Source organism: Acidobacteriota bacterium, from assembly GCA_030774055.1.
Lineage (GTDB): Bacteria > Acidobacteriota > Terriglobia > Terriglobales > Acidobacteriaceae > JACPNR01.
This window is the reverse complement of sequence record JALYLW010000055.1, coordinates 1-12,171: the sequence shown is the minus strand read 5'-3', so window position 1 is coordinate 12,171 and position 12,171 is coordinate 1. Positions and strand designations below refer to the sequence as shown.

Annotated in this window: 12 protein-coding genes; 10 read left to right on the top strand and 2 right to left on the bottom strand. The window is 65.2% G+C overall.

All coding sequences use genetic code 11. The annotated features are described in order from the left end of the window. Positions 1-26: 26 nt before the first annotated feature. Positions 27-866, top strand: a complete 840-nt coding sequence (gene lpxI / locus M3P27_04520; GenBank protein MDP9267576.1) for a UDP-2,3-diacylglucosamine diphosphatase LpxI — start codon at positions 27-29, stop codon at positions 864-866. A gap of 9 nt (positions 867-875) precedes the next feature. Here lpxI and M3P27_04515 read toward each other — a convergent pair whose 3' ends face one another. After that, on the bottom strand, positions 876-1,502 hold the full coding sequence (locus M3P27_04515) for a superoxide dismutase (protein ID MDP9267575.1): 627 nt from the start codon (positions 1,500-1,502) through the stop codon (positions 876-878). A gap of 109 nt (positions 1,503-1,611) precedes the next feature. Between M3P27_04515 and M3P27_04510 the strand changes: the two genes are divergently transcribed. The 9 genes from M3P27_04510 to M3P27_04470 all read left to right on the top strand — a co-directional run bounded on the left by M3P27_04510 (position 1,612) and on the right by M3P27_04470 (position 11,305). Beyond that, on the top strand, positions 1,612-2,649 hold the full coding sequence (locus M3P27_04510; GenBank protein ID MDP9267574.1) for a Gfo/Idh/MocA family oxidoreductase: 1,038 nt from the start codon (positions 1,612-1,614) through the stop codon (positions 2,647-2,649). Positions 2,650-2,843: 194 nt separating this feature from the next. Further along, positions 2,844-3,884, top strand: a complete 1,041-nt coding sequence (locus M3P27_04505) for a TonB C-terminal domain-containing protein (protein ID MDP9267573.1) — start codon at positions 2,844-2,846, stop codon at positions 3,882-3,884. Positions 3,885-4,025: 141 nt separating this feature from the next. After that, entirely contained in the window at positions 4,026-4,970 is a 945-nt protein-coding gene (gene miaA, locus M3P27_04500) for a tRNA (adenosine(37)-N6)-dimethylallyltransferase MiaA (protein ID MDP9267572.1), read from the top strand. Between the two features lie 35 nt (positions 4,971-5,005). Continuing rightward, on the top strand, positions 5,006-6,922 hold the full coding sequence (locus M3P27_04495; protein MDP9267571.1) for a glycoside hydrolase family 3 protein: 1,917 nt from the start codon (positions 5,006-5,008) through the stop codon (positions 6,920-6,922). Beyond that, the gene (locus M3P27_04490; GenBank protein ID MDP9267570.1) at positions 6,903-7,580 is read left to right on the top strand and encodes a hypothetical protein; all 678 of its coding nucleotides are present in this window, start codon (positions 6,903-6,905) and stop codon (positions 7,578-7,580) included. The genes M3P27_04495 and M3P27_04490 overlap by 20 nt, the downstream gene beginning before the upstream one ends. A 150-nt stretch (positions 7,581-7,730) precedes the next feature. Beyond that, entirely contained in the window at positions 7,731-8,399 is a 669-nt protein-coding gene (locus M3P27_04485) for a zinc ribbon domain-containing protein (GenBank protein ID MDP9267569.1), read from the top strand. A gap of 133 nt (positions 8,400-8,532) precedes the next feature. Then, positions 8,533-9,087 (top strand): bifunctional pyr operon transcriptional regulator/uracil phosphoribosyltransferase PyrR, encoded by a 555-nt coding sequence (gene pyrR / locus M3P27_04480; protein MDP9267568.1) that lies wholly within the window; start codon positions 8,533-8,535, stop codon positions 9,085-9,087. Next, positions 9,084-9,998 carry an aspartate carbamoyltransferase catalytic subunit gene (locus M3P27_04475; GenBank protein MDP9267567.1) on the top strand — a complete coding sequence of 305 codons (915 nt, stop codon included), beginning with the start codon at positions 9,084-9,086 and terminating at the stop codon, positions 9,996-9,998. Before pyrR ends, M3P27_04475 begins: the two co-directional genes overlap by 4 nt. Next, positions 9,995-11,305: a dihydroorotase gene (locus tag M3P27_04470; GenBank protein MDP9267566.1), complete on the top strand. Its 1,311-nt coding sequence runs from the start codon at positions 9,995-9,997 to the stop codon at positions 11,303-11,305. The genes M3P27_04475 and M3P27_04470 overlap by 4 nt, the downstream gene beginning before the upstream one ends. 55 nt (positions 11,306-11,360) lie before the next feature. On the opposite strand, the gene fabG is transcribed toward M3P27_04470, so the two are convergent. Beyond that, positions 11,361-12,107 carry a 3-oxoacyl-[acyl-carrier-protein] reductase gene (fabG, locus tag M3P27_04465; GenBank protein ID MDP9267565.1) on the bottom strand — a complete coding sequence of 249 codons (747 nt, stop codon included), beginning with the start codon at positions 12,105-12,107 and terminating at the stop codon, positions 11,361-11,363. Positions 12,108-12,171: the final 64 nt, after the last annotated feature.

Below are 12,171 nucleotides of genomic sequence, written 5' to 3'. Positions count from 1 at the left end.
GTCGAGGAAGCCCTAGCGCACCAAAGATGCCCGACAAACCAAAACTCGGACTCATCGCCGGCAACGGCAAGTTCCCCTTCCTCGTTGCGGACGCCGCTTCGGCCCAGGGCTATCAGCTCGTCGTCGTCGCCATCAAAGAAGAAGCCTCGCCCGGCCTGGAAAAAAAAGTTCCGGGCCTACACTGGCTCTCGCTCGGCGACCTCTCCAAGCTCATCGATACCTTCAAGCGTGAAGGCGTGACTACCGCCGTGATGGCGGGCCAGGTGAAGCACAAGCAGATCTTCAGTGCCATCAAGCCAGACTGGCGGCTGGCCAAGCTGCTGTTGTCGCTCACCACGCGCAACACCGATTCGCTCATCGGCGCGGTGGCAAAGGTACTCGAGGAGGAAGGCATCCACCTCATCAGCTCCACCGCGCTGCTCGAGCCGCTGCTGGCGAAGCCGGGTGTGCTCACCAAGCGCGCGCCCACCGAAGCGGAAAACGCGAACGTCACCTACGGACGCGCCACCGCCCGCCACCTCGCACGATTCGACATCGGCCAGACGGTCGTCATCGCCGACTCCGCCTGCGTCGCGGTCGAAGCCATGGAGGGAACCGACGCCACCATCCTGCGCGCCGGCGAGCTGATGCGTTCGCTCTCCGGCGCGGCCTCCACGCTCAGCCGCGCGCTCACCGTGGTGAAGGTCGCAAAGCCGGAGCAGGACATGCGCTTTGATGTCCCCGTGATCGGCGTGGCGACCATCGCGACGATGCAGCGCGCCGGCGCCACCTGCCTCGCCATCGACGCCGGCAAGTGCCTGCTGCTCGACGGCGACAAGGTCATCGCTGCCGCCGACGCCGCCGGCGTCACGATCGTTGCCGCCTGAACAACGGCCTTACGCCGCGCTTCGACCCTCAGCGCCGTTCTCCAGGTTCAGCGCGACTTCGTCCCAGTTCACGACCTCCCACCACAGCTTCAGGTACTCGTCACGCTTGTTGTGATATTTCAGGTAGTAGGCGTGCTCCCACAGATCGTTGCCGAGGATGGGATGAAGCCCGTCCATGACCGGGCTGTCCTGGTTGGGCGTGGTGATGATCGCGAGCGCGTCCGCGGGACCGCGCACCAGCCACACCCAGCCGCTGCCGAAGTGCGCTTCGCCGGCCTTCTGGAATTTCTCGCGGAACGTGTCGAGCGAGCCGAAGTGCTTCTCGATCTCGCGCGCGACGGACTTGCCCGGGCTGCCACCGCGTTTCGGCGTCATCAGCCGCCAGAACATTGAGTGGTTGAGGTGTCCGCCGCCGTGGTTGCGCACCGCCATGCGGATCTGCTCCGGCACGGATTCGATCTCGGCGATCAATTCGCGGATGGGCAGTTTGGCGAGCTCGCTATAGGGTTCCAGCGCCTCGTTCAAGTGGGTGACATATGCGGCGTGATGCTTGTCGTGGTGCAGCTTCATGGTCTCGCCGTCGATGATCGGTTCCAGCGCGTCGTAGGCGTAGGGAAGTGCAGGCAGTTCGTACACAGGGAAGTCTCCCTTCTTGCTCTCTGTTTGGATTCGCCTCGCAGCGCGGGAGATTCTGCAGGTGAGCTGGATTTTGTGAGTGCCCGCTGCATCTGCGACAATCACTCTCTTGCCTCCGCAACATAAAACGCGCATAGCCGTAGTCGGCGCAGGCGCTTTTGGGCGCAACCACGCGCGCGTCTATCACGAGCTAGCGCAGCAGGATGCCGCGCTCGAGTTCGTTGCCGTGGTGGACGCCAACGTCGGACGCGCCAAAGAGGTCGCTCGCCAGTTCGGCGCGCAGGCCTTCGCGACGGTTGCCGGCCTGAAGGGCAAGGTAGACGCCGCCACCGTCGCGGTACCCACGGTCGCGCACCTCGAAGTCGCGCAGCAGCTGATGCGCGACGGGATCGACGTGTTGATCGAGAAGCCAGTCGCCTCCTCGTTGAGAGAAGCCGACGAGCTCATCAAGCTGGCCAGACAGCATCAGCGCATCGCGCAGGTCGGCCACCTCGAGCGCTTCAACCCGGCGGTGCGCGCCACCGCGAAGCTCATCACCAAACCGATGTTCTTCGAGGTCCACCGGCTCTCGGTGTTCACGCCGCGCGCGCTCGATGTAGACGTGGTGCTCGACCTCATGATCCACGATCTCGACATCGTGCTTTCGTTCGTGGACTCGCCGGTCAAGGAAGTGCGCGCCGTCGGCCTTCCCATCTTGTCTGACAAGGTGGACATCGCCAACGTGCGCATGGAATTCGATTCCGGATGCGTGGCGAACTTCACCGCCAGCCGCGTCTCGACGGAGCGCATCCGCAAGCTGCGCTTCTTCCAGCCGCACCAGTACGTCTCGCTCGACTACACCCGGCAGGACGTGGTTGTGTTCACCGTAGGCGACGGAAAAGGTGAAGCGCCGCCGCCGGCCCCCGGACTGGCCGAGGTCGACGCCGCACGTCATTCATCAGCCCATCCGTCCGGTCCGGAGATCCGTCCCTTCAAGCCCGAAGTGACGCACGAAGAGCCGCTGCACGCCGAGCTGCGCGCCTTCTTGCACGCCGTCCGGACGCGCACACAGCCCGTCGTGCCACTTGAGGAAGGCCGCCGCGCGCTCGCGGTCGCGCTCGAAATCCTCGCCGCCATCCGCGACCATAGCCGCCGCATCGGGTTCTAGACTGCAGTACCCGGTACCCAGTACCCGGCAAGGCGACCCGCGTAATGTCTTGCCCCTAATCGCGGGCGGAAATCGTCTAATAAGGACGAGTTACCGGGTACGCACCGCTGCTTGGTGCGAGAATAGAAGACGCGAGAATAGAGAGAGAGACAAGTTCCTCCGGGTACTGAGTACCGGGTACTGGGCACTGACAGATGGCGACCGTTTCCACGCAAAAACGCGAGGTGCAGCTCGACCTTTATCCCCGGCCGGTGGAGCCGTTCGTCCCGCATTTCGAGCAGGTCGAGGGACGCTGGACGTGGCGGCACTTCGTCGCGCTGACCGGTTTCTCCATCCTCCTCCACATCGTGTTCGTGTTGTTGATCGTGGCCGTGATCGTGGCGCTGCCCAGGAACAGCCCCATCGTGCTGACGGCGCGGCAGCTGCTCGCGAAAGACGATTCGGTGCAGTACCTGCAACTCGCGCCAGACCAGCAGAAGCTGGTCGAGCACCCGAAGACGAACGTGATCAGCGACAAGGACCGCATGACGTCATCGCGCGCGCCTTCGATCGACCGCAAGACGCTCGACCGGCTGGCGGATAACCTTCGCCGTGGCGCGCCCTCTCCGGCGGCCACCAACGCGGTGTCACCGCAGGCGCCCCAGCCGCAGCAGCAGCCGGCGCCGCAGTCCGGTCCACCCGCGCAGCCGAGTACCCAGCAGCAGATCGCGGAGCTTCATTCTCCCGCGCTTCCCGGACGTGGCCGTGCGCTGCCCGATTTCGGCGGTCCGGCGAGCGCCGGCGCGGTGATCCAGCAGGCAGCGCGCGCCGCTTCAGAGCAGCGTGGCGGCGGTGGTGAGAGTGGCGACTACGGCTCGGGACCGGCTTTCGCCAAGACGGCACAGCGCGGTGACTTTGAAGTGCTCAGCGACACCCTCGGCGTGGACTTCGCGCCTTACCTGCAGCGCATGCGCCTGCAGATCATGAACAACTGGATGAACCTCATCCCGGAAGCCGCGCGCGCGCCGCTGCGCAAGAAGGGGCTGGTGGTCATCGAGTTCAGCGTGCTGAAGGATGGCACGGTCACCGGCGTCCGCCTGGTCGGGCCTTCCGGAGACATCTCGCTCGACCGCGCCGCGTTCGGCGCCATCACCGCTTCCAACCCCATGCCGCAACTCCCCACCGATTTTCGCGGCGACTACTTCACCGTCCGCGGCCGCTTCTTCTATAACCCCGATCGCAACGAGATGCAGTAAGCGCCACTCCCGGTAATAGAATCGCGAGATGCGCGCGCGGCGTCATGACGTGCTCGGACTTGTGGCCATCGGCGTCCTTATCCTGCTGTTCATCCTGGCGCGCTCCTGGCGGCTCATCCATTGGAGCTGGCGGTGACGCCTCTGCAGGAACCAGTCGCCATCGTCATCCTTGGCCCCACCGGCAGCGGGAAGACGGCACTCTCGCTCGCGCTGGCGGAGAGGTTTTCGGGCGAGATCGTCAACTGCGACTCGGTCGCCATCTATCGCGAGTTCGAGATCGGGACCGCGAAGCCTTCGAAACACGACCGCGCCCGCGTGCCGCACCATCTCTTCGATATCGCCGCGCCCACCGAAGAGTTCACCGCCGGCGAATACTCGCGGCGCGCCCGCGAGGTGTTGGCCGAGATTGCTGAGCGCAAGAAGCTGCCCATCATCGTCGGCGGCACCGGGCTGTATCTGCGCGCGTTGCTGGACGGCCTGTTCGCTGGACCACCGCGTTCGGAAGAACTGCGCGCGCGTCTCCGTGCCGATGCGCAAGACAAAGACAAAGGCCCGCAGCATCTGCACCAGATGCTCGCGCGTCTCGATCCCGGCGCAGCCGGGCAGATCCACAAAAATGACGTCCCCAAGCTGATCCGCGCGATAGAAGTCGCGCTGACCGCGGGACGTCCGATGACCGAACTGTGGCAGGCCGGCCGCGAGCCGTTGCGCGGCTTCCGCATCCTGCGTCTCGGCCTCGACCCTGAGCGCAACGCCCTCTACGCCCGGCTCAACCAGCGCGCCGCGCAGATGTTCGAGCGCGGCCTGGTGGAAGAAACCAAGGCCCTGCTCGAGAAGTATGGCGAGGCCGCGCGGCCACTCGCTTCGCTCGGGTACAAGCAAGCGATGCAACTCTTGCGCGGCGAGAGCGACCGCAAGCTCGCCATCTGGGCGGCGCAGCAGTCGCACCGCAACTATGCCAAGCGGCAGCTCACGTGGTTCCGCCGCGAACCGGATGTCTGCTGGCTGAAGGGCTTTGGCGACGACGCTGCCATCACTGAGCAGGCGGTTGAGCTGGTGGGCCAGCGACTCGCGACTAGCGACTAGCGACTAGCGACTGCATTTGTTATCGTCGCTGTCTCATGCTGCGCCGCCTGACTGCGCTCTCCCTTCTCGCTTGCACACTCTGCTCCACATCGGCCTTTAGCGAAGACAAGTTCCAGCAGCCTGGGCCCGTCCAACTCACCAAAGAGGGCGACCGGTGGGCGGAGAAGACGCTGCGCCGCCTCACACTCGAAGAGAAGATCGGGCAGATGCTGATGGTGCGCGCCATCGTCGAGTTCCGGAACGTCGCCAGCCCGGAGTTCCAGCAGATGACGGCGCAGGTGCGGCGCTTCCACCTTGGCGGACTGCTGCTCACCGCGCCGAGCGACAGCGGCTTCGTCTTTCGCAACCAGCCTTACGAGGCGGCGATGCTGGTGAACGCGCTGCAGCGCGAGTCTGACGTCCCGCTCATCTTCGCCGGCGACTTGGAGCGCGGACCTTCGATGCGCTTTCAGGGCGTGACGCAGTTTCCCTCCGCCATGGCTTTCGCCGCGGGCAGCGATCCCGCGAATGTCGAACGCTTCGCGCGCATCGTGGCCACCGAGTCGCGCGCGCTCGGCGTGCAGTGGAACTTCTTTCCCGTGGCCGACGTGAATTCCAATCCCATCAATCCCATCATCAATACCCGTTCGTTCGGGGAGGATCCGCGGCAGGTCGGTGATCTCGTCACCCGCTACATCCGCGGCTCGGTCGCGGGTGGCATGCTCACCACCGCCAAGCATTTCCCCGGACACGGCGACACCTCGACCGACAGCCATCTCGAATTCGCCATCGTCACCGGCGACCGCGCGCGGCTCAATGCCGTCGAGCTGGTACCCTTTCGCGCCGCCATCGGTGCCGGCGTGGACGCGGTGATGGTGGCCCACGTCACTGTGCCGGCGCTCGATCCCGACCCGAATCGTGTCGCGTCCACTTCGCCCGTCATCATCAGCGACCTGCTCAAAGGCCAGCTTGGCTTCCAGGGACTGGTCGTGCCCGACGCGCTCGACATGGCCGCGCTCACCCGGCTTTATCCTCAGTCTGGCCGCGCTGCGGTCGAGGCGGTGAAGGCCGGCAACGACATGGTGCTGCTGCCGGTGGACCTCGAAGCTGCCTTCAACGCGCTGGTCGCCGCGGTGCGTGCGGGCGAGATATCCGAAGCGCAGATCGATGCCAGCGTGCGCAAGATCCTGAATGCCAAGGCCGCCGTCGGACTCTATCGCGCCCGCCTGGTGGATGTGGCGCAGCTCGACCGCGTGCTCGCCCAGCCCGAGAATGTGCAGTTCGGTCAGGAGGTAGCGCAGGCCGCCATCACGCTGGTCCGCGACAACGGCAGGCTGCTGCCGCTTAAGAAGGTTGGAACCACGGCGTCCGCCTTGCCGTATGGACAAGTAGAGGCGCCGCCGGCGCCAGTGCTCGCGGTGTTGTTGCTCGAGGACCTGCGCAGCGAGACCGGACGCGTCTTCGAGCAGCAACTGAAGGCGCGCGTGCCGGGAGCGCGCGTGGTCTGGCTCGATCCGCGCAACACTGCGGCGATGGCGCCGCAGGTCGTGGACCTGGCACAACGCGCCGATGCGGTGATCGTGGCGGCCTACGTGGTCGCATCCGGCGGCAAGTTCGTGATCATCAACGGCAAGGCGGTGAACACCGTCGGACTGCAGGAAGGCCCCTCGAATCTCGTCAAGGCCATCTTGCAGGTCGCGGCGGCGAAGACGGTGCTGGTCAGCTTGGGGAATCCGTATCTGGCGTCGGGGTTCCCGGAAGTACAGAATTACGTTTGCACCTATTCGAACGTCGCCGTCTCCGAGGTCGCGGCGGTCAAGGCGCTGTTCGGCGAAGCGCCCATGGCCGGACGCTTGCCGGTTACCATCCCCGGTATCGCCGCCCGCGGCGCTGGGGGCGGCGGCGCGGGCCGGCCAAACGTGGTCACAGTCAGCCGCCAGGGAGGAACATCAAATGTCCACTTACGGGATTAAATGGTTTACGAGACCCACTCTCACTGCTTCGCCCCTGCGGCGCGTACTCGGCGCAGCCACCGTGGTTGCGAGCGCGGCCCTGCTGCTTTCGCTCGCCGGTTGCGAGATCAATAAGACCGACAAGGAAGGCAAGAAGGGCGTCGAGATCAACACGCCGTTCGGCGACTTGAAGGTGAAGAACCAGGCCGAAGCCAAGGATACCGGCCTTCCCGTCTACCCCGGCGCTTCGCTCAAGCCGAACGATAAAGGGAATGGCGATAAGAACCAGGCCACCGTCTCGCTCAGCCTCTTCGGTCTCAAGGTCGCAGTGGTCAGCTATGTGACCGACGACTCGCCTGACAAAGTGGTCACGTGGTATCGCGACCAGTTGAAGCCGATGGGGAAGACCATCGAGTGCACCGGCTCGGGCCGCGACATCGGCGACGTCGACATCCATTCCGGCAAGAAGGACAACAACGACAAGGACGACGAGGATAGCCCCGTCACCTGCGACAAGCAGACCGGCCACAGCGGCCGCAAGACCACGGAATTCAAGATGGGCACCGAGCGTAACCAGAGAGTCGTTGCCATCAGCGAGCGCAAAGACGGCAAGCCCGGCGCGGAGTTCGCACTCGTCCGCGTGATCGTAGGCAAGAATCCCGAGGGCGACACTCTGTAGGAGCAGTACACAGTACCCAGTACCCAGCAACCACCAAATGCCTCGGCTTTTAGCCCTGCGAAACGGCGCACCCGAAAGGGTGCGCCTTTGTTTTTTCTGCGTACCGCGTACTGGGTACTGCGTACTGCTCCGTGTTACCTTGAACCCCTCATGCAGACCGCTTGCCATCGTTGCGGTGCCATGCTCGACGAAGGGACAGCATTCTGTCCCTCGTGCGGCGCCCCACAGATCCGCGTGCATCCGAGTTTGGCCGATTCTGCCGCCACTCCGCCCCTGCCGCCGGGGACACCCGGCAACATCCAGCCCGCCGCGATACCGGTCATGGCGGGGACGCCACGCGTCGATTGGAGCGTCGCCTTCAAGGCCGCGGCGCTGCTGGGGCTCCTCGCCGGTATCCCTTCCTCGCTTCGCTTCGTCTCCGCCGGCTGCTGCTTGTGGGTCATCGGCGGCGGCGCGCTCGCCGTGATGATGTACCGGAAGTGGAAGCCAGGCGCCCTGGTCACCGCTGGCATGGGCGCGCGCATCGGCGCGGTGACGGGCTTCTTCGCCTTCGTCTTCTGGCTGCTCTTCCAAGTGGTGGTGGTCTCCGCTCGCGGCACGGGTGAGTTCCGCCGCCAACTGATGCAGCAGATGCAAGAGGCGGCCGCCAAGAATCCCGATCCCAATGCACAGCGCGTGATGCAGCAGATGAGCACTCCCGAGGGCGTGGCCATCCTGGTCACGGCCATGGTGGTGGTGGTCCTCGTTGCCTTCATCATTTTTGGCGTGATCGGCGGGGCGGTCGGCGCGGCCATTTGGGGACGACGGCAAACATCCTAGAATCAATCACTTAGACAGGGACTCACGCAGTAACTTGCCCGTCACCCACGGGACGGGTATTATCTCGCTTCCCCCGAAATCCCAGGCAAACGTGACTAAGATGAGCTCGCTGCCAGCCCCGCGCCAGCCGCTGTTGCACGAGAAGGCGCAGTTGATGTCCGCCTCCGAGATCGAGCGCACCCTCGTGCGCCTGGCCCACGAGATCACGGAGAAGACCGGGGTGGAGAAGCTGGCGCTGGTCGGCATACGGCGGCGCGGCGTGCCGTTGGCCGAACGCCTGGCCAAGCTGATCCAGCAGATCGAGCGCAAGAAAGTTCCCGTGGGCACGCTCGACATCACGCTCTATCGCGACGACCAGACGGTCGTCGGCCCCAAGCCGGTGGTCAACAAAGGCGAGTTCGGATTCGATGTCACCGGCATGGATGTGATCCTGGTCGATGACGTGCTCTACACCGGACGCACCACGCGCGCGGCGATGGACGCGCTCTTCGATCACGGCCGTCCGCGGCGCGTGCAGCTGTGCGTGCTCATCGATCGCGGACATCGCGAACTGCCCATCGAGGCGGCTTACGTCGGCCGCGCGGTGCAGACCAAGCCGCTCGAGATGATCGAGGTCCAGCTCGCGGAGACCGACACCACGGAGAAAGTCCTGCTGGCGGAACGCGAGCCGGCAGGCAAGAAACGATGAGCCGGAACAATCGGCGCTCGCTGCTCGGCACGGAGAGCCTGTCGCCCGAAGAGATTCAAAGCCTGCTGCGGCTGGCCCGCCGCATGCAGTCCTCAAAACCCCGCCCGCTCCTGCGCGACAAGCGCGTGGTGCTGCTGTTCTATGAGGCATCCACGCGGACGCGCATCTCTTTCGAATTCGCCGCCCAGGCTCTGGGCGCGCAGACGGCCATCGTCACCGCCACCGCTTCCTCCATCGAAAAAGGCGAATCGGTCATCGATACCGGTTACACCGTGCGCGCGCTGGGTGCGGACTGCGTCGTCATGCGACATCCGGCGAGCGGCGCGCCCCACCTCATGGCCCGCCATCTCGACGTTCCGGTGATCAACGCCGGCGACGGCATGCACGAGCATCCCACCCAGGCACTGCTCGATGCCTACACCATCCTCAGGCACAAGCCGAAGATCGCCGGGCTGAAGGTCGTGATCGTGGGCGATATCTACCACTCGCGCGTCGCACGCTCGGCTGTCTATCTGCTCGCCAAGCTGGGCGCGCAGCTCACGCTGTGCGGCCCGCCGGAGTTGTGTCCGGAAGTCGCGGCCACGCTCTCCCCCAACGTCACCGTGACGCGGCACCTCGAAGGCGCGCTGCGCGGCGCTGACGTCATCATGATGTTGCGCGTGCAGAAAGAGCGCCTCGGCACCTTGCAGCTCCGCCTCGATGACTACATCGGCTACTACCAGCTCACCGCCGAGCGTCTGAAGCTGGCGCGTCGCGAAGCCCTGGTGATGCATCCCGGCCCGATGATCCGCGGCCTCGAGATCACCGCCGAGGTCGCCGACGGACCGCAATCGGTCATCCGCGAGCAGGTGGCGAACGGCGTCTACGTCCGCATGGCCACGCTCGCCACCGTGATGGGGGTTGCCGGATGACCGCCGCGAAGAAAGTTCCCGCGTCCCCCACGCTGCTCATCCGGGGTGGACGCGTCGTCGATCCCGCCAACAAGATCGACGCCGAGATGGATATCCTCGTGCGCGATGGCAAGGTCGCCGAGATCTATCCGCGGGGCAAGGGCAAGGGCGGCGACGAGACCTTCGACGCGCGCGGCTTGATGGTCGCGCCCGGATTCATCGACCTGCACGTCCATCTGCGCGAGCCCGGCCAATCGCACAAGGAATCCATCGCCACCGGCACGCAGGCTGCCGCGGCGGGCGGATTCACCTCCGTCTGCACCATGCCGAACACGCATCCGGTGAACGACTCCCCGGAGACGACGGCCTGGATCCGCGACCCGCAGCGTGGCGCCGTAGTCAACGTTTTCCCCGTCGCCGCGGCGACGCTCGGCTCGCAAGGCGAAAAGCTCACCGACTTCCGCGCGCTGCAACGCGCCGGCGCAGTCGCCGTTTCCGATGACGGACGCCCCATCTTCGAGGACCAGATCATGCGTGACGCCCTGCGCGCCGCCGCGCAGGCCGGCATCCCCGTCATCCAGCACGCCGAAGACACACGCCTGACCAAAGATTGTCCGATGAACGATGGTCCCGCCGCGTTCAAGCTTGGCCTCCGCGGCTGGCGCAACGAAGCCGAGTGGGCCATCGTGGAGCGCGATTGCGAACTCGCGCGCTCCACCGGCGCGCAGCTGCACGTGGCGCACATCTCGACTTCCGGTTCGCTCAAGGCCGTCCGCAAAGGCAAGAAGAACCGCGCCAAGGTGACGTGCGAGATCACGCCGCACCACTTCACCCTGGTGGACGCCAACATCGGCGACTACGACACCAACTTCAAGATGAATCCGCCGTTGCGCACCGGCGCCGACCGCGAAGCGCTGCTGGTCGGGCTCGCCGACGGCTCCATCGACGCCATCGCCAGCGACCACGCGCCGCACGCCGTCCACGAGAAGGAGGTCGAGTTCGAGCGCGCCGCGTTTGGCATCACCGGCCTCGAGACGGCCTTTGGCCTCGCCATCCTCAAGCTGCATCGCGAGCGCAGGATCCCTATGGTGCGCATCGTCGAACTGTTTTCCACCAATCCGGCGAGGATCATCGGACTCAAAGGCCGCGGGACGCTGGCCAAAGGTTCCATCGCGGACGTCACCATCTTCGATCCGCAGAAGCGCTGGACGTTCGAGGCGGCGAGGTCGCTCTCCCGCTCGAAGAACACGCCCTTCAACGGATGGCAACTGGTCGGTAAGGCGGTCGCGACCATCGTGGGCGGAAAATTCGTCTACCGCTCCGTTTAGCCGCGAAGCCTGTCATTCCGAGGGATCTGCTCCCCCTAGCGACGATGGGGATCTCCTACCCCATATGCATTCCACCGTTCACGCTGAGCACGTGTCCGGTGATATAGCCCGCCTCTTCGCTGGCCAGGAAGCGCACCGCATTCGCGATGTCGATATCGGTGCCGGTGCGGCCGAGCGGGATCATCTTCAGTACCTGGTCTTTCATCTCCTGCGGCAGGTCCTTGGTCATTTCCGTCTCGATCCATCCCGGCGCCACGGCGTTCGAGGTGATGGAACGCGAGCCCACCTCGCGCGCCACCGACATCGTCAACCCGATCAGCCCTGCCTTCGACGCCGAGTAGTTCGCCTGCCCGCTCTGCCCGATCTGCCCGAAGATAGACGTGATGTTGATGATCCTGCCATAGCGCTGCTTCAACATCGGAGTGACGGCCGCCTGTGTACACAGGTAAGCGCCGGTGAGGTTGGTGTTCATCACCGCGTCCCAGTCGGCGCGCTTCATGCGCATGATGAGCTGGTCGCGCGTGATGCCGGCGTTGTTCACCAGGATATCGAGCCGCCCGAACTTCGCCACCGCGGCCTTGAACACGGCTTTGACCTCGTCCTCATTGGCCACGTCGAGCTTGAAGGTCTCGGCCTGGCCACCGGCAACCAAGATCTGCGCTTTGGTGGCGGCGAGCTTCTCTTCATTGCGCGCCGCGAGCGCGACCTGCGCTCCGCCTGCGGCCAGCAGCAGCGCGCACGCGCGCCCAATGCCTTGCGACGCTCCTGTGACCAGCGCGACGCGCCCTTCCACACCTGGCATCTTCAGTCCCTCCCGCGCTACGTTTTCTAGGACTCGCCCTCAGCCGTGGGGATTATACCGAGCG